At 71.0% G+C, this 21,915-nt stretch carries 16 protein-coding genes, 2 tRNA genes and 1 pseudogene; 5 read left to right on the forward strand and 14 right to left on the reverse strand.

From position 1 onward, the window contains the following. Positions 1 to 123: 123 nt before the first annotated feature. Positions 124 to 2,472, forward strand: a complete 2,349-nt coding sequence (locus tag BMY89_RS21965) for a DUF4153 domain-containing protein (RefSeq protein ID WP_232521486.1) — start codon at positions 124 to 126, stop codon at positions 2,470 to 2,472. Between the two features lie 76 nt (positions 2,473 to 2,548). Here BMY89_RS21965 and BMY89_RS21970 read toward each other — a convergent pair whose 3' ends face one another. Beyond that, positions 2,549 to 3,772: an acyl-CoA thioesterase/bile acid-CoA:amino acid N-acyltransferase family protein gene (locus BMY89_RS21970; protein ID WP_092382055.1), complete on the reverse strand. Its 1,224-nt coding sequence runs from the start codon at positions 3,770 to 3,772 to the stop codon at positions 2,549 to 2,551. 165 nt (positions 3,773 to 3,937) lie between these two features. Next, positions 3,938 to 4,759, reverse strand: a complete 822-nt coding sequence (locus BMY89_RS21975; RefSeq protein ID WP_092381927.1) for a bacteriorhodopsin — start codon at positions 4,757 to 4,759, stop codon at positions 3,938 to 3,940. A gap of 54 nt (positions 4,760 to 4,813) precedes the next feature. On the opposite strand from BMY89_RS21975, the gene BMY89_RS21980 reads away from it, so the two are divergent. After that, positions 4,814 to 5,794 (forward strand): Brp/Blh family beta-carotene 15,15'-dioxygenase, encoded by a 981-nt coding sequence (locus tag BMY89_RS21980; RefSeq protein WP_170147681.1) that lies wholly within the window; start codon positions 4,814 to 4,816, stop codon positions 5,792 to 5,794. 82 nt (positions 5,795 to 5,876) lie between these two features. On the opposite strand, the gene BMY89_RS21985 is transcribed toward BMY89_RS21980, so the two are convergent. Genes BMY89_RS21985 through BMY89_RS22000 form a run of 4 tightly spaced genes read right to left on the reverse strand, consistent with a single transcriptional unit; the run spans position 5,877 to position 8,177 of the window. Beyond that, positions 5,877 to 6,641 carry an ABC transporter permease gene (locus BMY89_RS21985; RefSeq protein ID WP_092381929.1) on the reverse strand — a complete coding sequence of 255 codons (765 nt, stop codon included), beginning with the start codon at positions 6,639 to 6,641 and terminating at the stop codon, positions 5,877 to 5,879. Then, positions 6,638 to 7,450, reverse strand: a complete 813-nt coding sequence (locus BMY89_RS21990) for an ABC transporter ATP-binding protein (protein ID WP_092381930.1) — start codon at positions 7,448 to 7,450, stop codon at positions 6,638 to 6,640. The genes BMY89_RS21985 and BMY89_RS21990 overlap by 4 nt, the downstream gene beginning before the upstream one ends. Next, positions 7,447 to 7,827, reverse strand: coding sequence for a DUF1048 domain-containing protein (locus tag BMY89_RS21995; RefSeq protein ID WP_092381931.1), 381 nt, complete (start codon positions 7,825 to 7,827; stop codon positions 7,447 to 7,449). The genes BMY89_RS21990 and BMY89_RS21995 overlap by 4 nt, the downstream gene beginning before the upstream one ends. A 2-nt stretch (positions 7,828 to 7,829) precedes the next feature. Next, a complete protein-coding gene (locus BMY89_RS22000) occupies positions 7,830 to 8,177 on the reverse strand; it encodes a PadR family transcriptional regulator (protein WP_092381932.1) in 348 nt (115 codons plus the stop codon). Positions 8,178 to 8,397: 220 nt separating this feature from the next. Here BMY89_RS22000 and BMY89_RS22005 point away from each other — a divergent pair, with 220 nt between their 5' ends. Beyond that, positions 8,398 to 8,991, forward strand: a complete 594-nt coding sequence (locus BMY89_RS22005; protein ID WP_111313817.1) for a hypothetical protein — start codon at positions 8,398 to 8,400, stop codon at positions 8,989 to 8,991. Between the two features lie 52 nt (positions 8,992 to 9,043). On the opposite strand, the gene BMY89_RS22010 is transcribed toward BMY89_RS22005, so the two are convergent. From BMY89_RS22010 to BMY89_RS22030, 5 genes are all read right to left on the reverse strand, one after another. After that, a tRNA-Ile gene (locus tag BMY89_RS22010) sits at positions 9,044 to 9,120 on the reverse strand. Between the two features lie 60 nt (positions 9,121 to 9,180). Further along, complete coding sequence (locus BMY89_RS22015; protein ID WP_092381934.1) at positions 9,181 to 10,878, reverse strand: M16 family metallopeptidase; 1,698 nt, start codon at positions 10,876 to 10,878, stop codon at positions 9,181 to 9,183. Continuing rightward, positions 10,875 to 11,825, reverse strand: coding sequence for a tetratricopeptide repeat protein (locus BMY89_RS22020; RefSeq protein WP_092382056.1), 951 nt, complete (start codon positions 11,823 to 11,825; stop codon positions 10,875 to 10,877). Before BMY89_RS22020 ends, BMY89_RS22015 begins: the two co-directional genes overlap by 4 nt. A 45-nt stretch (positions 11,826 to 11,870) precedes the next feature. Further along, on the reverse strand, positions 11,871 to 13,112 hold the full coding sequence (locus BMY89_RS22025; protein WP_092381935.1) for an NAD(P)/FAD-dependent oxidoreductase: 1,242 nt from the start codon (positions 13,110 to 13,112) through the stop codon (positions 11,871 to 11,873). A 157-nt stretch (positions 13,113 to 13,269) separates the two neighbouring features. After that, positions 13,270 to 13,342: transfer RNA gene (locus BMY89_RS22030), tRNA-Asn, on the reverse strand. 274 nt (positions 13,343 to 13,616) lie between these two features. Here BMY89_RS22030 and BMY89_RS22035 point away from each other — a divergent pair. Together BMY89_RS22035 and BMY89_RS22040 are read left to right on the forward strand one after the other, a co-directional pair. Beyond that, positions 13,617 to 14,006: a hypothetical protein gene (locus BMY89_RS22035; protein WP_092381936.1), complete on the forward strand. Its 390-nt coding sequence runs from the start codon at positions 13,617 to 13,619 to the stop codon at positions 14,004 to 14,006. A 194-nt stretch (positions 14,007 to 14,200) separates the two neighbouring features. Next, positions 14,201 to 15,376, forward strand: coding sequence for an ROK family transcriptional regulator (locus BMY89_RS22040; RefSeq protein WP_092382057.1), 1,176 nt, complete (start codon positions 14,201 to 14,203; stop codon positions 15,374 to 15,376). Between the two features lie 140 nt (positions 15,377 to 15,516). Here BMY89_RS22040 and BMY89_RS22045 read toward each other — a convergent pair whose 3' ends face one another. From BMY89_RS22045 to BMY89_RS22055, 3 genes and pseudogenes are all read right to left on the reverse strand, one after another. Next, positions 15,517 to 16,524: a sugar phosphate isomerase/epimerase family protein gene (locus BMY89_RS22045; protein ID WP_092381937.1), complete on the reverse strand. Its 1,008-nt coding sequence runs from the start codon at positions 16,522 to 16,524 to the stop codon at positions 15,517 to 15,519. Between the two features lie 248 nt (positions 16,525 to 16,772). After that, positions 16,773 to 18,890 (reverse strand): ThuA domain-containing protein, encoded by a 2,118-nt coding sequence (locus BMY89_RS22050; protein WP_092381938.1) that lies wholly within the window; start codon positions 18,888 to 18,890, stop codon positions 16,773 to 16,775. Between the two features lie 81 nt (positions 18,891 to 18,971). Continuing rightward, positions 18,972 to 21,802 (reverse strand): annotated as a pseudogene (locus tag BMY89_RS22055) (PQQ-dependent sugar dehydrogenase). Positions 21,803 to 21,915 lie beyond the last annotated feature (113 nt).

Below are 21,915 nucleotides of genomic sequence, written 5' to 3' on the forward strand. Positions count from 1 at the left end.
TTAACCTGCCTGTGGGGCGGGGACACCGGGGCGGCGTTCGTGGCCAGCGACAAGGGACAAGGGACAACGCGAAAGGGTGACCAGCCCTAGAGTGACGGCAACCTGTCGATCTAGGAGGGCGCGGTGTCCGAGCCGCCACCCGTCGAGGATTCCCCGGGCACCGGCGAACCCGACGAGGTCACTGCCGCATCCGGCGCTGCCCCGGCAGAACCGGCCGCGATGATCCCCCAGTTGCTGGTCATGCCGCCTGCCGAGGAGTTGCAGTCCATCGTCTGGCCCGGTCCGGCCGACCAGCCGGCCTGGGCGATCCCGGTGACCGTCCCGCCCGGTACCCGGGGTTACGCGATCTTCCTCCCACTGCTCGCGCCCGGGGAACCGGCCAGCACCACCAGCCCGGCCAGCACCACCGGCCCGGCCAGCACCACCGGCCCGGCCAGCACCGCCGGTCCGGACGCCCCGACGACGACGCGCGCCGCCGTCTCGGGGCAGCCGGCCACGGTGTCCGCCCCGATCGAAGCAGCCCGCGCGACGCTGCCGTCGCCGCGGAAAGCCGAGGTGACACCAACCCGACCACCCGAGGCGGCCACCGCCGCCACCACCGGCGCACCCCACGTCACGGTGACCACCGCCGTGACCACAGCGGACGACCGGGCGACGACCCCACCGGCACCGCAAGGTGTACCGACGGAGACCGCGACCCCGTCCGCCAGCGCTTCGACCGGCCCAGCCGACGCGACAAGCCCGGCCGACGCGACAAGCCCGGCCGACGCGACAAGCCCAGCCGACGCGACAAGCCCGGCCGGCGCGACAAGCCCGGCCGGCGCGACAAGCCCGGCCGGCGCGACAAGCCCGGCTCGGTCGGCGGCCGGGAACCGGCTCGGGCCGCCGGTGACAGCCGCCGGCCCGCGCGGCTACCCGCCGCCCGGCTCGCCGTACTCCTTCCGACCGTTGCCGCCGCAGACGTCGTTCTTCGACCGGGCGTGGCCCGGACCGGGACCAGCCCGGGACCGGGCCACTCCACTGGCCGTCCTGGTGGGGGCGCTGGGCGTGGCCGCCTTCACGCCGCTGGGCCGCACCGGCGTCGGCTGGCTCCTCGGCTGGCTGATCCTCACCGCCGGTGTCACCGTCGCGGTACGGCGCCACACCGCCGAGATGCCCCGCGCACAACGGTGGATCCGAGCCGGTTGGGCCGCTGCGGCTCTGGCGCTGCTCGGCGTGCTCGCCTTCCGCAACGCCTGGTGGCTGGTCACGTTCTGCGTACTGGGGGCGTTGGGCTGCGCGGCGCTGGCGATCGTCGGTGGCCGGCGGGTCCGGTCGATCCTGTTCAGCCTGGTGGCCGCCCCGATCGCGGCGGTACGCGGGCTGCCCTGGGTCCGTGCCCACGTGCGGGCTCCCGGCGGCGACTCCGGGACCGCGCGCCGGGTCGTCGGCTCGGTCGTCGCCACCGTGGTGGTCCTGGTGGTGTTTGGGACGCTGCTCTCCTCCGCCGACGCCGCGTTCTCGCAGGCGCTCGGCGCCGTCGTTCCGGAGATCAGCGTGAGCGGGGTGTTCCGCTGGCTGTTCCTGGCCGCCGTGGGCGCCCTGGTCGCCGTGGCGGCGGTCTACACGATCGCCGCCCCGCCCGATCTGACCTCGGTGGACCGGCCGACGGCGCGCAGCCTCAGCCTGGTCGAGTGGGCGCCGCCGATCGCCACCCTGACCGCCCTGTTCGGCGGCTTCGTCGCCGTGCAGTTCACCGTGCTCTTCGGCGGGCAGCGGCACGTGCTGGCCACCACCGGCCTCAGCTACGCCGAGTACGCCCGCAGTGGCTTCTGGCAACTGGTCGTGGTGACCGTGCTGACCGTGGCGGTGCTCGGCGGCGTGGCCCGGTGGGCCCGCCGGGATCGGGGGTCGGACCGCGTACTGCTGCGGATCCTGTTGGGTCTGCTCAGCGCGCTGAGCGTGGTCGTCGTGGTCTCGGCGCTGTCGCGGATGTACACCTACCAGAAGGTCTACAGCTTCACCGGCGAACGGATCTTCGTGATGGCCTTCGAACTGCTGCTCGGCGCCGTCTTCCTGATGATCCTGGCGGCCGGCCTACGCTGGCGCGGCGGCTGGATCCCCGGCGTGACCGCGGCGCTCGCGGTGGTGATGCTGCTGGGTCTGGCGGCGCTCAACCCGGAGGACTACGCGGCCCGCCGCAACGTCGCCCGGTACGAGCAGACCGGCCGGATCGACGCCTGGTATCTGCGGGCGCTCTCCGCGGACGCCACCCCCGCCCTGTCCGCCCTGCCGGATCCGGTACGTCGGTGCACGCTCAGCTGGATCGCCGACGACCTGGCCGAGCCGGACCCGTGGTACGCCTGGAACCTGGGCCGGCAGCAGGCCCGGACGGTGCTCGACCGGCTGGGGCCGGACGCGATCGGCAACCAGCGCGACTGCCGCCGCGCCGACCAGTTCGACCTGCCGAAGAGTCCTCGACCGGCGCGTTGACCGGGTGGGGTTGCCGCCACTGGAGGCGGCAGCCCCACCCGAGGGTTTCGGCGCGGATCCGGGCGACGAACGGCCGTCAGACCGTGGCGAGGAAGGTGCGGACCCGCGACCACCCGTCCAGCCGGGCGGCGGCGTCGCCCGCGCGGGTGCCGCCGTGCGTCTGCGTGCCGGTCCGCCCCTGGTGCACCGTCTCCGACGGCAGGTACGGGAAGGTGCCGACACCGTGACCCGCGTCCGGATAGACCAGCGCGCGGTGGGATGGGTCGCCGAGCGCCAGCATCAGCTCGGCGGTGTAGGTGGCCGCGTCCCAGAGTTGGTCGTCCGCTCCGGTGATCGCCAGCACCGGTCCGTCGATCCGGTCGACCGGGATCGGTCCACGCGGGACAGGGCGGCTGTCGTGCGTCCAGGCCGCCGCTCCGGTGTACGGGTAGCCCGCGTGGACCACGCTGCTCGGCGCGTACACGACGACGGCGCGTACCAGGTCGGGGTGCAGCTGCGCCAGCAACAAGGCGGCCTCCGTGCCGCGCGAGTAGCCCACCACCGCCACCTCACCGCCGGAGTACCGGGCGAGCAGGCCGGCGGCGCTGGCGAAGTACTCCAGCGGGATGTCATGCAGGCTGCCCGGCAGGTCCGGCGCGCCGAAGTAGCCCAGACAGAGGACCGGATGCCCACGGGAGGCGAGCAACGGGGCGTCGTACCGCCCGCCGATGCCGCCCTCGGAGCCACCGAACCACAGCACACCGGGCCGTCGCGGCACGTCCGGCGGCGGCAGTACGAGCATCCCGCGTACGCCGTCGGCCGCCGGCGACAGCTCGGTGAACGAGACCATGCCGGCTGTCCAGTCCCGGCGTACGGTGACGCTCGCCGGCTCCCGGCCGCCACCGGCGGCCGACAGCCACACCGGGAAGTCGCGCCGTAGGTGCGGCCAGACCGGCGCGAAGTAGGAGGCGTCACCGGCGAGCGGTTCCATCGACCAGAACAGCCCCATCGGGTCGACCCCGGAGTACGAGCCCTCGACGGGGGCGTCCTGGGAGACGTCCACGGTGCCGGTGGCGTCGGCCACGAAGGTGGCTGACGCGTGCCATGACTGCCCCGTGTGGTCCTCGGCCTCGGCGGAGACGACCACCCGCTCACCGGCGGCCAGACCGCCGACGCGTACCCGGACCGGCTCGTCGGCGAGCGCGGCGGCCGGTGTCACGTCCAGGCGCAGCTGGGCTGCGCCACCCACCCCCCGGTCACCGCCGAGCATGGCCGCGACCAGCAGCGCCGCCACGACGGCGGGCAGCATCCTGACCTTCATCGGCTCACCCCGCATCGACGGGTTACCGTACCGCCCGTTCGCGACCTGCGAGCGGTACGGCGGAGGGCGTGCCAGCAACGCCGATACCCGGCGGAGCAGCCGCTGATCAGGACTGGCCGGTTGCCCGCCTCGTCGCGACGCGTGCTCGACCTCGTGGAGCGGACCTCACGTCGTCGAGGTGAGGCCGCCACGCGGCTGGGCGACGTCCTCCTCGATCGCCGGCCCGTACCCCTCGTCGACGCTGACCTTGCGCGCGATGACTCCGAGCAGGACGCCGTACACCACTTTGGAGGTGATGTCGGCGAGGGTGTAGGTGATCTGTCGGGCGACGACGCCGTCGGCGGAGTCCCACATGGCCGGCATCAGGTACGCGCCGGGGTAGAGCAGCCAGGAGATCAGCAGCAGCCACCACACCGCCTTGGCGATCGGCCGTGCGGAGATGGGCAGCCGGTGCAGGTTGCCGAAGATGACCCGGTAGACCAGCACGAGCAGCAGCACGAAGAACGCGGTGCTGACCAGGCCCCAGATCCAGAAGGGCGCCGACCGGTCGACTTCGTGGAACTGGCCGGCGTAGCCGGTGTAGATCATCGCCAGCCCACCGACGACGAAGAGCACCCAGGTGCGGTGGAACGCCCGGCCGGTGATGCCGAGTACCACCAGCAGTTGGATGAGCAGCACCGGCACGTCGATCGACCAGTTCATGTACCGGTAGCCGTTGCTGAACAGGATGTCGCTGCCCACGTACGCGGTGCCGGTCCAGTCGAACGCCTCGGACCAGCGCTGGGCCAGTACCCACAGCTCGAAGAACGCGGAGATCATCACGACTGCGGAGAGCGTCGAGGCCAGCTGGTAACGCCGTCCGGACGTGTTCCGGGTGAGCAGGAAGTAGACCAGGCCGGCGGCCATCACCGCATAGCCGAGGGTCAGCACATGCGAGACGATCGTGTACTGGTCGACGTTGTAGTCGAACAAGTTCTCAAAGTTCACGGCACTCCCGCCAGATCACTGCTTTCGTCCCAAATGAGGCTATATGGTCCGCTGGTGTGGGCGGGTGGAGATCAGCTACCGGCCCGGGTAGCCGTCGTGGCGTCCCGGGCCGTGGTCGGCGCCACGCTCGCCGTCGAGCTGGTGGTGCCGGGCGGCTGGGGCGACGCCGGCCCGGCTCTGCTGGTGGCCGGCCTGGTCGTCGGCATTCCGCACGGTGCGCTGGACCACCTCGTACCCCGGTTCGTACTCGGCCCGCGGGCACCGCGCGTGGCACTGCTCGCGGCCGGCTACGCGGCGCTGGTCGTGGCGGTCTTCCTGGCCTTTCGGGCGCTACCCGGGCCGGCCCTGCTCGCCTTCCTGCTGCTCTCCGCCGCCCACTTCGGCACGGGTGAGACGGCCTTCACCGACTTCCGCGCCGGCCGCCCGTCCCGCATCGACCCGCTCACCGCCGCCGCCTTCGGTACGACGCTCGTGCTGCTGCCCCTCGCGGCGCACCGGGCCGAGGTGGCCCCGCTGGTCGCGGCGCTCTCCGCCGGTTCCGGCGGCCTGCCCCCCGGCCCGGCCCGCGCGGCCGTCACCGCCGTGACCGTCCTCGCCGTCGTCGCCGGCGTACGGTGCTGGCGGCGCGGCGACCACGCCCTGGCCGCCGAGCTGGCCCTGCTGTTGGCGCTGGTCCTGGTGGTGCCGCCGCTGGCGGCGTTCGGGGCGTACTTCGGCGGCTGGCACGCACCCCGGCACCTCGCCCGGCTGCTGGCCGCCGACCCGTCCAACGCGGCAGACCTGGCCGCCGGCCGGCTGGCCCGCCCACTGCGGCGGCTGGCCCGGCAGGCCGCGCTACCCAGCCTGGCCGCGCTCGGTGTGCTGGCCGTGCTCTGGCTCACCGCCGACTGGCCCGAGTCGGCGGCGACCGCCCTGATGCTCATCGCGGCGCTCACCGTGCCACATGCCCTGGTCGTCGCCGTCCTCGACCGTGCCGCGCGCCGGACGGCGATCCGGCCGCGGCACCTCGCTGACGGTCAACCTCGACGACCTTGACCGGGTGGGTCCGCCGCAGCGGCACTGCGCAGGGGACAGCGCCGCATCCATGCGGATGCGGCGCTGTCACGTTGCGATCGATTTAGCTGATCTTCTTGCGGTAGATCGCTGTGGCGGCGGCGTAGGCGGCCACGAGCATGCCGGCGCACCAGGCGAGGGCGATCCAGATGTCGTCGCCGGCGGGTTGCTGCGCGAACAGCGCGCGGAGAGTGTTCACGATGGACGTGACCGGCTGGTTCTCGGCGAACCACGCGACCGGGCCGGGCATCGAGTCGGTGGGGACGAACGCCGAGCTGATGAAGGGCAGGAAGATCAGCGGGTAGCTGAAGGCGCTGGCGCCGTCGACGGTCTTGGCGGACAGTCCCGCTATCACGGCGATCCAGGTGAGGGCGAGGGTGAACAGGATCAGGATGCCGGCGACGGCGAGCCAGTCGGCTACGGAGGCGCCGGTGCGGAACCCCATGATCAGTGCGACGCCGGTGACGATCACGAGCGAGGCCAGGTTGGCGACGAGTGAGGTCAGCACATGCGCCCAGAGCACGGAGGGCCGTGGGATCGGCATCGACTGGAAGCGCTCGAAGATGCCGCCCTGCATGTCCAGGAACAGGCGGTACGCCGTGTAGGCGATGCCGGATGCGATGGTGATGAGCAGGATGCCCGGGAGCATGTAGTTGATGTACGACCCGTCGGATCCGGTGTTGATGGCACCGCCCAGCACGTACACGAAGAGCAGCATCAGCGCGACCGGGGTGACCGCTGTGGTGATGATGGTGTCCGGGCTGCGGAGGATGTGACGCAGGGAGCGGCCGGTGAGGGTTCCGGTGTCGCTGAGGGCGTGGGCGGTCATCGGGGTTCCTCTCCTGCGGACATCGCGACCTCGTCGCCGGTGTCACCGGTGCCGCCGACGAGGGCGAGGAAGACGTCCTCGAGGGTCGGCTGCTTCTCGACGTACTCGACCTTGGCGGACGGGAGGAGCCGCTTCAGCTCGGCGAGGGTGCCGTTCTGGATGATCGTGCCTTGGTGCAGGATCGCGATCCGGTCGGCGAGTTGCTCGGCCTCGTCGAGGTACTGGGTGGTCAGCAGGATGGTCGTGCCGTCCTTGGCGAGCTGCTTCACCGTCTGCCAGACCTCGATGCGGCCCTGCGGGTCGAGGCCGGTGGTCGGCTCGTCGAGGAACACGACCGGCGGGTTGCCGACAAGGCTCATCGCGATGTCCAGCCGCCGGCGCATGCCGCCCGAGTACGTCGCCGCCCGGCGGTTCCCGGCAGCAGTGAGCGAGAAACGGGCGAGCATGTCGTCAGCGACCGCACCCGGGTTCTTCAGGTGGCGGAGCCTCGCTACCAGGACCAGATTCTCCCTGCCGGTGAGCACTCCGTCGACCGCGGCGAACTGGCCGGTCAGGCTGATCGACTTGCGCACGTCGCCCGGGGCCGAGGAGACGTCGAAGCCGTTGACGGTCGCGGTGCCGGTGTTCGCCTTCAGCAGCGTCGACAGGATCCGCACCAGCGTGGTCTTTCCGGCGCCGTTCGAGCCGAGCAGAGCGAAGATGCTCCCGGCTGCCACGTCGAGGTCGACGCCCCGCAGCACGTGCAGGTCGCGGTAGGACTTCGTGATGGCCCGCACCCTGATCGCAGGTTCGCGCGTCGTGGTGGTCATGATCGCTTTCCCTCACCGTTGTCGCTGGTGGCGGCGTCGATCGCCTTCCTGAGGCGCTCGCGTTCCTTGTCTATCCACTGCTTGCCGGAGTAGGCCTGCAGGAACGTCTCGGCGAACTCGACCGGGTCGTCGCCGACGATTGCGCGGACCGGCGTTCCGTCGGCAACCGCACGCTCCCAGAGGTCGACGAAGTCGCCGAGCATCGTGATGAGCGTGTCGCCGTCGAGGATCCCTCCGTGGTACATGAAGTACCGCTGAAGAGCCTTGGCCGCGCCGCGATAGGGCTCCGGCAGGGCCTCGATTCGGGCCATGTGCCGCTTGTACTGCTTCTTCTGCTCGAGCGACCCGACGAGCGTCTCGATCCACTTCGCAGCCATGCTCATGCTCCTCCGTCGTGTTGGTTGTCGTTGTGGTGGAGTTGCTCGATGCGTTCCGCGAGGACGCTCCACGTCCTCCAGAACTCGGCGAGTTGGTCTCGCCCCTTCGCGTTGAGCGAATACACCTTCCGCGGGGGCCCTTTTTCGGAGGGAACCTTCTCCACGTCCACGAACCCGCGCTGCTCGACGCGGACGAGCAGCGCGTAGATGGTGCCTTCCGCGATGTCCGAGAATCCGCGGTCGCGCAGCCACGCGGTGATCTCGTAGCCGTAGGCGGATCGGCGGCTCAGGATCGCCAGGACGATGCCCTCGAGAGTGCCCTTCAGCATCTCTGTCATCTGGTTGCCCATGCCATCATCCCCTCGCTACCCAGCGACGCTTACTACTGGTAGACGGTAACACTAGGTACCGGTAGATAGCAACGCTGAATACCGAGGGATCTCAGAACAGGGGCCGGGTGTCATCCCGCCCGTAGCGGTCCGGCCGGCGTCGGCGTCGGTGGTGCACCTTGGCTGCACAGGTGGCTGTACGACCGGCGACGTGCTGTCAGGGACGCCCTAGGCTGGCACCATGTCGACGGGGCGTGAAGTGATCGACCTGGATGAGCAGAACCATCAGTCGACGGCGGCGGGCAGCGTGGTGCCCGACCGCCTCCTGGCTAGACGGAAGATGGGTGTCCGGCTCGTCGCTGCCTTTGTCGTCGGCGCGGTGCTTGGTGGCTTTGGTGTACACGAGCTGCGGGACTCGCAGGAGGAGCGGGAGCGAAATGCTTCGGTCGCACTCGTGGCCTTCCCCGTATCCATCGCTGGCGGGGGTTCGGACGTCGACGGCGTTCTCCAGCTGGACGGGCAACTGGCAGTGACCAACGCTGGCCAGGCACCGATTACGGTTCGTGCGGCGACTGGGCAAGCACCGGGTGCTTTGGTCAGTGACACCGGCAGGTCCCGCTTGCTACGCCCCGGTGGTACCGACGTGATCGACGTCAAGCTGCGCCTCGAATGCGCCACCGCGTTCGGGGGTGAGCTGTTGTCGATGCGATTCTCGGTCGAGACCGGCGATCACCAGGTCAGAGAGATCGACTACCCCGTCGCCCTGGTGGGGAGCAGCTGGCACGCCGAGCAGCCGTGCGCGCACTTCCGCGCGAAGGAGAAGCGCGGCGGATAGCGCTGAAGCGGATCTCCGGAGGGCGTGCGGCTGCGGACTCAGCGAGTATCCGTGGTGGGGCGGGCGGGGCTCGAACCCGCGACCGAGGGATTATGAGTCCCCTGCTCTAACCGGCTGAGCTACCGCCCCGGTACCGGGCCGGATCTTATCCCGCCCAGTCGATCACCGGCCAGCGTCGATGGCTGTTCCTCACCGGCGTCGCCCCCGTGCCAGCAGCACGATGGGCATCGCGAGGATAACAGTGAGCAGCCAGCCGACCACGACCACACCCCACAACAGGCCCTTGTCCTCCTCGGCGGTGGGGCTGATGAACATGCCGAGGGTGAGCAGCAGGGTGAGCCCGCCGACCACCAGGGTGGCGAGGCCGCTGAGCACCATCAGCAGCACCTCCCACCAGGCCCGCTTCGGGCGGGCCAGGTGTTCGTGGGCCTCGCGCACCGCGCGTGGTTGTGGGATCTGCTCAGGGGGGCGGGGCGGCATGTTGACCTGCCGGTCGATCGGCACTCCGGCGTCGATCACGTTCATCGCCGCCGGGCGCAGGTCGAACAGAGTCGGCTCGATGTGCAGCACGATCGCGTCGTGGCCGATCAGCTGCCGGGCGCCGTCCGGCCAGGCGAGCAGCGCGGCGCAGTCGGCGTACCCGACGGTGAGGGTGCCCCCGGCGGCGAGGCGGCTGACCCCCTCGGTTCCGATCCGCAGTCGGCTGTCGTCGTCTCGACTGTGGTAGGTGGTGCCGGTCGCGGTCGACTCCGACGAGGTGGGCGCGGCGGTGAAGCCGGCCCAGTCGGCACTGGTCCCGTCCGGCACCATAAGCAGCGCCGAGGCGCAGAGTTCCTGGGCCACCTCGTGCAGGTCGGCGACGGTGACGGCCTTGAAGTCGGCGAGGTGCTCGTCGATGGTGCGGTTCGGTTCGCCGGTGAGCAGGTTGAAGGCGTACGCGGGCAGTCGCGCGGCGTCGGCCTCGGCGGTGGCGTACATGTCGACCCGCTTGGCCACCGCGGCGTCGAGGTCGCTCTGCTCGATCCGACCCACCCGCAGCTTTGCCAGCACGTCGACGAACCCGCCGAGCACGGCGTCCTGCTTCTCGGCGAGCGCGTCGGCGAGGGCCCGCAGGTGGGCCTGGCCGTCGCCACGAGGCTCGTACCCGGTGGTGGTGGTGTAGGAGAGCCCGGCGTCCTGGCGCAGTGCCCGGAACAGCTCGCGTTCCAGCACGTCGGCGAAGACGCTCGCGGCGGCGCAGCGCCGCACGACCGCGTCGAGCACCACTGCCTGCGAGCCGTGCACGAAGTACGCCGGAGTGGTGGGCAGTGCCGAGGAGGCGACCGGTACCGGCTGCCGGGTGCCGGCCGGCAGTGGCAGCCGCAGCCCTTCGGGCACCCGGTCGCCGGCGATCCAGAGCACCGCGTTCTCCCGGGTGAACCAGCGCGCGGCCCACTGACGCAGGTCCTCGGCGGTGAGCCTGCCCAGCCCCCACTCGGGGTAGCTGCTCAGCCCGTAGTCGCGTGCGCCGTGCCGCCACAGCGGGATGTCGTCGATGGGCGCGCCGCCCCGGCTGCTCCACTCGGTGCGCAGGATGCCCTTCTCCACCTCCAGCCGACCGGTGGGCAGGTCGGCGAGGTTGGCGCAGACGGCGGTGAGGAAGGTGGCGATGTCCGGCGCGGAGCCCTGCATGTGGAAGGTGGTGAAGACCGGCCCGGTGGCGCCGTTGAAGTGGTAGTCGGCCACGCCCAGCGGGGCGAGAACGAGGTGCTCCAGCAGGTGGGTGATGCCGTGGCGGGGCAGCGTCTCGTCGGCGGTGCCGACCCGGAAGGTCAACCCGGCGCGCATCGGCCCGCCGGTGGCGGCGAGCAGGGTCGGCACCCCGTCGGTCTCCAGGTGCTGGATCACGGCCGGCCACCCTTCGCGTACGCCTTGTCGCGGAACTTCTGGAACTTCGCCACCGCGTCACCGAGGTAGCCGAACATCGACTCGTCGCCGAGGTCGCCGAGGGCGGCGAACTGTTGGGCCGCCGGCGTCCACTCCTCCATCAGGCAGAAGGCGAAGGCGAAGGTGCTGCGTACCCACACCCAGCCCCAGCCGTTGCGGTAGTCGGGATGCCAGATCGAGCGCTGCGCCGCCTGGTGGATTTCGGCGCGCACCCGGGGGCCGCGCAGGAACTGGCCCGCGGCGGGCAGGTTGCCGTGGTCGAGGGCCTGTTCCAGGTGTGCCTCGACCACGAGCACCGCGTTGGGGGCGCCCGGTGGCGCCGCTTCGGTGCATTCGCGGGCCAACGCGTGGGTCTTCTCCCAGGTGCCGCTCCACTTGGGACAGAACTGCTGTAGCAACGAACTCTGGGCCGGCAGGTGGTGTGGGTGGTGGGCGGCGAGTCGGTCGTAGCGCCGCCGGGCCTCGGCCTGGCCCAGCTGCAGCCCCCGGGCGCTGGTGACCCGCTGCGTCCAGGCCGCCGCGTCCTCGGGGTGCCGGGCGGTGACGTCGATCAGCACCTGCTCGGCGCGGCGCAGATGGTCGAAGAACGCGACGAACTGGTCCCGGCTGACGTCCTGCGCTCGCGCGGCCGACCGGATCCGCCAGCCGGCGCGGATCAGGTGCGCCCCCAGCATCGCGCCGGCCACCGGGTCCTCCGGCTGCTCGGCGAGCACCTTACGGAGGAACGCCTCGGCGTCCGGGACATCACCGACCTCGCCGACCAGGACCGTCCGGCCGTGCGCGTCCTGCTCTTCGACCAGCGCGCGCAGCGCCGGCCAGTCGCCGGCGGCCAGCGCGCCGCGAGCGGCGGCCACCTGGGGATACGCCGCCGCGGCGTCGAAGACCGGCGGGGCGAGGGATGCGGGCATGGCGAGGATCATAGGTGATCATCTTCGGACCCGTGGTCCCGAATTTCAGCCCTGGCGAAGGTGCCGCAGGACCGCTCCGGCGGTGCGCCATCCGCTGGCCAAAGCCCCCTGGATGGACGGGCTGTCGCGGTGGTCACCGGCGACGAACAGGCCCTGCCCCAGCGCCACCGGCTTACGCAGCCGACCCTGTGGCGGCGGCGCGGCCGGCAGGGCGGCGGGGATCCTGACGGTGGTCAGGTGCTCCCAGTCGGCGGTGGACCGTCCGTATAGCCGGGCCAGTTCCAGCCGCACGGCCGGCTCGGGCGGGGCCGACGGGCCGACCACGGAGGTGGCGACCAGGTGTCGGCCGGCCGGCGCGTAGCGGGGCGCGGCCCGGCTGACCACGACCGTGTTGGCGACCATTTCACGGCGGTCTCCGTCGACGAGCAGGATCGGCTCGTCCAGCGGCGGTTCCGTGGTGGCGTGATAGTAGGTGGTGTAGCCGCGCATGCGGACCGGTGCCAGGCCCAGCAGCCCGGTGGCGGCGGGCGGGTCGACGGCGACGACGACGGCGCGACAACGGATCTCGCCGGCCGTGCTGCGTACCTGGCCGGGGGCAACCTCGGAGACGCTGGTGTTCAGGTCGATCAGCCCGGCCGGCAGCGGGGCGGCGACGGCCCGGGGCAGCGCCGCCATGCCCTCGCTCGGCAGGCCGATCCGACCGCGGGCGAACGAGCGCAGCACCATGGCCAGGACGTGGCTGGAGGTCTCCAACTCCCGGTCGAGCAGAACGCCGGACAGGAACGGGCGCAGCAGCTCCTCGATGATCGCGTCGGAGAGGCCCGCGCGCCGCAGCGCCGCCTCGGCGCTGGTCTCGGGCGCGGCGAGCAGGCGCCCGGCGGGCAGGGTGGCGCAGCCCGCGGCGAGGGCGGCGAAGCGCAGCCGGTCGGGCAGCGACCCGACGCCAGCCAGGGCGGTACCCGGCCCGCCGGTGGGCACGCGCAGGGGGTTGACCAGCCGCAGCAACTCGTCGCCCTTGCGCACCAGCACTCCGGGGGTGAACCAGCCGAGGTCGAGACGGTCGGAGTCGAGCAGGGTGCCCAGTCGGGGGTACGCGGTGTTGAGGACCTGGAATCCGCGGTCGAGCAGGTAACCGTCGACGGCGTCGGTGGCGACCCGGCCGCCGAGCCGGTCGCCGGCTTCCAGCAGCCGCCAGGACACCCCGGCGCGGTGCAGGCGACGGGCCACGGCGAGGCCGGCCAGTCCCCCGCCGGCGATGACGACGTCGGCCTTCTCGGTCCCGTTCATCCCACCCCACAAGCGATCGACGCAGGAATCGACGCGCCACCAGCGTAAACCGGACGGCGCGGTCTCGCCGCCGAAGCCGGGCCGGGCGGCCCGGCAGTCGGGTGCCGGGAATGGCGAACGCCCACCGGCTTGCCGGCGGGCGTCAGGATGAAGGAAGCTCCCCCGTTTGGACTCGAACCAAAAACCTGCCGGTTAACAGCCGGCTGCTCTGCCAATTGAGCTACGGGGGACCGCAGTATCGCTCGGAGCGGATCTCTCCTCCGGGCGTGCCGGGCACAAGAGTACAGGATTCCGGGGGGTCTTGGTCCAGGGGGTTAGGTAGCCGCACCGGGCTGCCGGAAAGCGAACTGAAGGGATAAATCGCCATCGCAGCACAAGGAGGTATGACCGGAGAGCAGGATGGGTAGTTAGCTGCCGATGACAGGACGCAGGCGCGAACTGGTCAGTCCCGCCACCGGGTCACCGGAGCGGGGCGACGGCGCGTCAGGTACGAAAGGAGCCGCCATGCGCGGAAAGATCATGTTCCTTGGCGGGCTGGCTGCAGGATTCGTCCTGGGCGCCCGAGCCGGCCGAGAGAAGTACGAGGAGTTGGTGATCCAGGGCCGCAAGGTGCTCGACCACCCGACCGTCCAGGAGGCGGCCGGTGTCGCGCAGGCCCAGGCGAACCGGCTCTACCACGAGGGCAAGGACAAGCTCGGCCACTCCAAGCTGGGCGAGAAGCTGAGCCAGAACGGCAGCCAGGGGATCACCCCCGCCGACGACACGTTCGCCGGAACGCCGGCGACGGCCGGGGCCAAGTCGAGCTCCGGCACGTCGGGCACGGCCACCGGCTCGACGTCCGCCACCCCCCGCAGCAAGCCGTCCAGCTCCGGCACCAACGGCAGCACCATCTAGTCACACCCCGACGGGCCCGACCGCCAGCCTTGGTGGTCGGGCCCGTCGGTGTCCGGGTGTCCCGAGGGCGGCAGGTCGCCGGGCCGACTCGACCCGTCGTCCACCACCGGGCCACACCCGTTGACGAAGCCCGACCCTGCCGGCCACGGGTTCGAAACACCATCATGGAAGACTCCGGACCGGAGGTGGTGGTGATGGCCCTCGTCCGGCCGGAGAACCAGCAGCAGGCACGGCTGGTCCGGTTGTTGCGCGACGGCCCACGATCCCGGGTGGAGCTGGGTGACCTGCTGGGCCTGTCCCGGACGACCCTCACCACGGAGCTGGACCAACTCGTCGCGCGGGGCCTGGTCGAGACCGCCGGACCGGCCGCCTCCCGCGGTGGGCGCCGCTCGTCGTTGCTGCGCCTCTCCGCCGGAGTGCGCTTCGCCAGCGTGGTCATCGCGGCGGACCGGATCACGGTGGCGGTGACCGACGGCGAGCTGAACGTACTTGCCGAGACCGGTGAGCCGGCCGAGGTGCGCAGCGGACCGGAGGCGGTGATCGGACGAGCCGTGGAGCTGGTCGGCAAGCTCCGCGCCGAGTCGGGAGTGGCCGAACTCACCGGAGTCGGCGTCGCGCTGCCCGGACCGGTCGACAACGGCACCTCCATCGCACCGGCCGTGCTGCCCGGCTGGCAGCGCTTTCCGGTCCGGGACGCGTTCGCCACCGAACTGGGCTGCCCGGCGCTGGTCGACAACGACGCCAACGTGCTCGCGCTCGGCGAGCAACACGCCGGGATCGGCCGCACCTTCGAGGACTTCCTCTACCTGAAGCTCGGTACGGCGATCGGCTGTGGCCTGGTGCTCGGCGGGTCGCTCTACCGCGGAGCCACCAGCAGCGCGGGAGACATCGCACACCTACCGCTCGACGAGGACGGGCCGACCTGCGTCTGCGGTGAGATCGGCTGCCTCGAGGCGTACTGCGGCGATGCCGGACTGGTCAAGGCGGCGCTGGCGGCGGCGCGCTCGGGTCGGTCCACGGCGCTGGCCGCCCGGAACACGGCGGCCGGCACGCTCACCGTGCCGGACGTCGCGGCGGCCGCGATCGCCGGCGACCCGGCCGCCCAGACCCTGGTCCGGGACACCGCACGCCGCCTCGGCCAGGTGCTCGTCGGCCTGGTCAGCTTCTTCAACCCGGGCATCGTGGTGATCGGCGGTGCTCCGGACGGGCTCGGGCACATCCTGCTCGCCGAGGTCCGTGGGGTGGTCTACCGCCGGTCAGCGCCGGTGGCCACCGGCACCATGCCGATCGTCCTGTCCGACCTAGCGGACCGGGCCGCGGTGGTCGGCGGGGCCCGGCTGGCCAGCGACCACGTCTTCACCGTCGACTGACCGCCGCGACGGCGACTGCCGGCACCGGTTGTCCGGGCGCACCGGCAGCCGGTTCCGCCGCCGAGCCCACCGGCCACCCCGCACATTGGTCGCGACGGTCCGCGGGGGCCGACGGACGCCGGCCCCCGGGATCGGTCGGTTCAGTCCTTGCTGCTGAACGCCGCGTCGAAGGCGGCGTCCGGCGCGTCGAAGGCCAGCCGGCGAACGAACTGGAGCGCCTCCGGGGCGCCGACCAGCCGGTCCATCCCGGCGTCCTCCCACTCGATCGAGATCGGCCCGGAGTAGCCGATCGCGTTCAGCGCCCGGAAGCAGTCCTCCCAGGGCACGTCGCCGTGCCCGGTCGAGACGAAGTCCCAGCCGCGCCGCAGGTCCGCCCAGGGCAGGTGCGATGCGAGCCGGCCGCGTCGCCCGTCGCCGGTACGCACCTTGGCGTCCTTGCAGTCGACGTGGTAGATCCGGTCGGCGAAGTCGAAGATGAAGTTCACCGGGTCGAGTTCCTGCCAGACGAAGTGGGACGGATCCCAGTTCAGCCCGAACGCGGGCCGGTGCCCGATCGCCTCCAGGGTCCGCTTCGTCGTCCAGTAGTCGTACGCGATCTCGCTGGGGTGCACCTCGTGGGCGAAGCGCACCCCGACTTCGTCGAAGACGTCCAGGATCGGGTTCCACCGGTCGGCGAAGTCCTGGTACCCACGTTCGATCATCGACGGCGGTACCGGCGGGAACATCGCCAGGGTGTGCCAGATAGACGATCCGGTGAAGCCGACGACCGTGTCGACGCCGAGCTTCGCGGCGGCGCGGGCGGTGTCCTTGATCTCCTCGGCAGCCCGCTGGCGTACCCCCTCGGGCTCGCCGTCCCCCCAGATCCGGGCGGGCAGGATGCCCTGGTGCCGCTCGTCGATCGGGTGGTCGCAGACCGCCTGGCCGACCAGGTGGTTGGAGATCGTGAAGACCTGAAGGTTGTGCTTGGCGAGCGTCTCCCGCTTGCGCTCGACGTACGACTCGTCGGCCAGGGCCTTGTCCACCTCGAAGTGGTCACCCCAACAGGCGATCTCCAGGCCGTCGTAGCCCCACTCGGCGGCGAGCCGGCACACCTCCTCGAACGGAAGGTCGGCCCACTGGCCGGTGAACAGCGTGATCGGTCGCGCCATGTGTCCTTCTCCCCTGTACGTGTGTGTTGGGGATTCCGTACCTGCGTGACCGGGGCGAGGGATGGCCGGATGTGACGGCCTCGACGGTGCTCCGGTGGGCGCGGTCGCGCCTGGGGCCGACGGGTTGCGCCTCCCGTCGACTCACCGGCCACCTCGCGGTCGCCGCCTTCACTCTAGGCCGGGGGCGCGCGGTTAAAAAGGGCCCCCTGTACAACGCGAGGCGTTGACAGGGGGCCCCTCCTTACTTTCTACGGGAGGATCCAGCGCTGGTTGGCGTTGGTGTGACAGGTCCACAGGTGGACCGCCTGGCCGTCGGCTGAGCTGTTGTTCGACACGTCCAGACACTTGCCGGACTGCGGGTTGCGCAGCGTGCCGTTGGACTGCGCCGACCAGTTCTGCGCCCCGCCGCCGTTGCACGTCCAGAGCTGGATCTTCGTGCCGTCCGCCGATCCACCGTTCGAGACGTCCAGGCACTTGCCCAACGCCCGGATCGTCGAGTTCGGCGTCACCGACCACGTCTGCGCCGCACTGCCGTTGCAGGTGTAGATCTGGATCTGCGTACCGTCGGCCGTCGCGGCATTGCGCACGTCCAGACACTTGCCGGCCAGGCCGGTGATCGGACCGGTGCCACCGCCACCGCTGCTGCCCCGCACCAGGGTGAAGTCGTCCACGTCGAAGAGGCCCGACCCCGAGCCGGTGAAGGTCAGGTAGACGTTTCGCGTACCGGACGGCACGTTGGACAGGTTGGTGGTGACGTCTGCGAAGTTGTTCCAGCCTCCGGTGTTCGGCACCGCCACCGAGCCCAGTACGGTTCCGGTGGTCGAGCCGGTCCGCAGCTGGATCGTGCCGCCCGGGCCGCCCGAGACGATCCGGGCCCGGAGCGAGGTGACGCCGGTCAGGTCGAGGTTGTTGTAGGCCGCCCAGTCCCCCGGCTCGATGTAGCCGAGGGTCTGGCCGCCGTTGGCGCCGGTCTTGCCGACCGCGGTCACCCCGCTGGCCGAGCTGAACGCCTCGGCCTGGACGGTGGTGTTGCCGCCCGGCGGGGGGTTCGTGCCACCCAGCTCCTTGATCCGGATGTTGCGGAACGACGCGTCGTCGCCCGTACCGTGGTTCTGGATGCCGATGTGACCGGCGAGCGACCGGACCGGGTCCGGGTTGGTGAAGTCGTTGATCTTCGAGCCGTTCAGGAAGACCTGGAGACGCTCCCCCTCCACCAGCAGTTCGTAGGTGTTCCACTCGCCCGGCGGGTTCAGCGCGGCGTCCCGGGCGGCGAGGTCGGCGGACTTGAAGCCGTAGACCGACCCGGTGGTCCGGTCGGCCGTGTCGGTGGCGTCGATCTGCACCTCGTAGCCGTTGCTCACCGCCGAGTTCGGGTCGCTCGACGGCGGGAAGCCGATGAAGACACCGGAGTTGTCGTCCCCGGCGAGCCGCCAGTCCAGCTTCAGCGAGTAGTTGGTGAACTGCTTGGCGCTGTACCAGTACAGACCCATCCCGCCGACCGAGGTGAGGGTGGCGTCGGAGTTGGTGAAGCTGCCCGGTCCGGCCTGTGACCAGCCGGTGGTCGAGCCGTTGTAGAGCGTGGTGTAGCCGGTCTCCGCGCGGCAGTCGGCCTTGGTGCGGCCGGCCGCGTACCGGATGCCGCCGAGCAGGTGCGCCCGGAACGCCGGCTCCGCGTACGACGCCTGGGTGTGCCCGCCACCGGTGTAGAAGGACCGCCCGCCGCTGTAGGTCTTGCACCAGGCGATCGGGTGGTCGGCACCCATCACGCCGCCCGAGTACGTCGACTCGTCGAGACTCGCCAGCACCCGCGCGCCGGGTCGGGCGCTGGCCTGGTAGTCGTACCACTCGTCGGTGCGCGTCCAGGTCTGCGGCAGGTGGGCGGTGGCCGCGTGGGCGCGGTCCTCGACCCTGACGTTGGCCTGCTGGATGGCCGGGTGCGACCGGAAGTACGCCCCGACCAGGTTGCCGTAGAAGGACCAGCCGTACTCGGTGTCGGCGGCGGAGTGCACGCCGACGAAGCCGCCGCCTGAGCCGATGTACGACTCGAAGGCGGTCTGCTGGCTGGCGTTGAGCACGTCACCGGTGGTGTTGAGGAAGATCACCGTCTCGTACTGGGCGAGGTTGCCCGTCGTGAACGCGGCGGCGTCCTCGGTGGCGGTGACGGTGAAGCTGTTCGCCGCGCCCAGATCACGGATGGCCTGGGTGCCCACGGCGATGGAGTCGTGTCGGAAGCCGGCCGTCTTGGAGAAGACCAGCACGTCGTACGGGGTGTCGGCGGCGCTGGCCGGAGTGGCCGCCGTGGTGCAGGCCAGAACGGCCAGGGCGGTGGTGGCCAGGCCGATGGTTGATCTGAGGAGTCTGCGCATGTCGCTCTCCCAACGATTGGTGGTGTTAGGAGGGGCCCCTTATACAACGCTAGGCGTTAACAGGGGGCCCCTCCTTACTTATTACGGAAGGATCCAGCGCTGGTTGGCGTTGGTGTGGCAGGTCCACAGGTGGACCGCCTGGCCGTCGGCTGAGCTGTTGTTCGACACGTCCAGACACTTGCCGGACTGCGGGTTGCGCAGCGTGCCGTTGGACTGCGCCGACCAGTTCTGGGCCGCCGTGCCGTTGCACGTCCAGAGCTGGATCTTCGTGCCGTCGGCGGAGGCGGCCCCGGAGATAGACGACGCTTCACCGACCACGTCTGCGCCGCACTGCCGTTGCAGGTGTAGATCTGGATCTGCGTACCGTCGGCCGTCGCCGCGTCGCGGACGTCCAGACACTTGCCGGCCAGGCCGGTGATCGGACCGGTGCCACCGCCACCACCGCCGCTGCCGGTGGTGAAGGCGAACGAGTCCAGGTCGTAGAGCGCGCCCGTGCCCGTGCCGGCGAAGGTCAGGTACAGCGTGGTGGTGCCGGTGGGCGGGTTGGTGATGGCACCGGAGACCGTGGTGAAGGTGTCCCAGCCGCCGGTGACCGGGACGGTCGCCGAGCCGAGCACCGTGCCGGTGGCCGAGCCGGCCCGCACCTGGAGGGTGCCGCCGGAGCCGGCCGAGGAGACCCGGGCACTGAACGACGTCACGTTGTTGATCCGGTACGGCTCGAACGCGATCCAGTCACCGTTGTTGATGTTGCCGACGGTCTTGCCGCCCTCGGCGGTCGCCTTGTCGAAGGTGGCGATGCCGGCGGAGGTCTTGTAGTGCTCGGCCTGCCGGCTGCGCGGCTGGAGGATGTGCTGGGTGTGAGTGGTGAGCCCGCCCGCGTCGGTGTACTCGGCGTCGAAGATCGCGAAGATGTTCGCCGCGTAGTCGTGCTCACCGTCGACCGGGATCGTGATGGAACCGGAGCAGCCGTTCTGTGCGGTGATCTGGTGGCCGTGGCTGTCGTGGCCCAACACGTAGGTCATCCGGACCTTGGTGCAGTCGATGGCGCCGTCCTCGGGGTCGGTCACCGTGATGCTGAACGGCACGGTGTCACCGAAGGAGAAGAGCGAGCCGTTGACCGGGCCGTTGATGGTGACCGTCGGCGCCGTGTTGCCGACCCGGATCTGCACGCTCGCGTTGCCGGTGGCGCCCTGCGGATCACGTACCGTCAGCGTGGCGGTGTAGCTGCCGTTGGCGGTGTACGTCTTGCTCGGGTTGGCCGCCGTGGAGGTGGTGCCGTCGCCGAACGCCCACGAGTAGGTGAGCGCCCCGCCGTCGGGGTCCGACGAACCGGCCGAGGAGAAGTTCACGGTCAACGGGGCGACCCCGGAGGTCTTGTCGGCCGCGGCCACCGCCGTGGGTGCCCGGTTGCCGCCGCCGACGTAGTCGTAGCGGTAGAGGGCCGAGTTGGCGTCGCCGTTGAAGTAGCCGGTGCCGTAGTCCAGCACGTAGAGCGCGCCGTCCGGCCCGAACGCCATGTCCATGACCTGCTTGCCGTTCCACGGGAACGTGTCGATGGTGCCCACCGAGCCGTCGCCGTTGACGTGGATGGGCTTGATCCAGCCCCGGCCGAACTCGCCGGCGAAGAACTGACCGTCGAAGCTCTGGGGCCACTTGGTGGCCGACGTCGACGCCGCGTTGTAGCGGTAGACCGGGCCGCCCATCGGCGATTCGGAGCCGCCACCGAACTCCGGCGGGCTGCCGGCGTCGCCGGCGTACCGGATCCAGGCCGGCTTGGCGGCCGGCAGGGTGCCCAGGCCGGTGTTGCGGAACGAGTTGTTGGTCGGGCCACCGGTGCAGTTGTACTTCGGGCCGGCGGTGGCGTTGGCGAAGTTCCACTCGGCGTACGTCTCGGCGGCGGTGTTGGTGCCGGTGCAGTACGGCCAGCCGTAGAAGCCCGGGCCGGTGATCCGGTTGAACTCCACCTGTCCGCTGGGGCCCCGGGTGGTGGTGGAGCCGGCGTCCGGCCCGTAGTCACCGACGTAGACGATGCCGGTGGCCTTGTCGACGCTCATCCGGAACGGGTTGCGCAGACCCATCGCGTAGATCTCCGGACGGGTCTGGGCGGTGCCGGGGGCGAACATGTTGCCGGCCGGGATCGAGTACGTCCCGTTGGCGTTGACCTTGATCCGGAGGATCTTGCCGCGCAGGTCGTTGGTGTTGGCCGCGCTGCGCTGCGCGTCGTACGCCGGGTTGCGGTTGGTCCGTTCGTCGATCGGCGCGTACCCGCCGGAGTCGAACGGGTTCGTGTCGTCGCCGGTGGACAGGTAGAGGTTGCCCGCGGCGTCGAAGTCGATGTCACCGCCGACGTGGCAGCACATGCCCCGGTCGGCGGGGACGTCGAGGACGTCGACCTTGCTGCTCTGGTTGAGGGTGAAGTCGGCGTTGAGGGTGAACCGGGACAGCCGGTTGACGCCCTGCCAGGCGGAGAAGTCGGTGGCGGTCGCCGGTGCGTCGCCGCTCGGGGTGGACAGCGGCGGGGCGTAGTAGAGGAAGATGTGCCGGTTGCTGGCGAAGTTCGGGTCGACCGCGACGCCCTGCAGCCCCTCCTCGTCGTGGGTGTAGACGGAGACGGTGCCGATCACCGAGGTGGTGCCGGCCGCGTCGGTGCGACGCAGGGTGCCGTTGCGGGCGGTGTGCAGGACCGAGCGGTCCGGCAGCACCGCGAGGGTCATCGGCTCACCGACCTCGGCGACGCCCTTGGCGAGGGTGACCTGCTGGAAGTCGGTGGCGACGATGGGGTGGGCCTGTGCCGGGGTCGGGCCGCCGAGGGCGGCCGGGCCGGCGCCGAGGGCCACGGTGCCGACCGTGGCGACCAGGAGTAGCGCCGAGCCGGCGGAGAGCCACCGTGCGGAGCGCCGAGGTTTGTCCATTGTGGACCTCACAGTGCTGTCCCTTCCTGACGAAGACTGCCAGGGCGGGCGCGCGCCGTCGCGCCGAGTGCCGTAGCGGGGGTTTCGCACCCTTCCCTTACGGCCCGTCATCG

Source organism: Micromonospora phaseoli (assembly GCF_900109115.1).
Lineage (GTDB): Bacteria > Actinomycetota > Actinomycetes > Mycobacteriales > Micromonosporaceae > Micromonospora > Micromonospora phaseoli.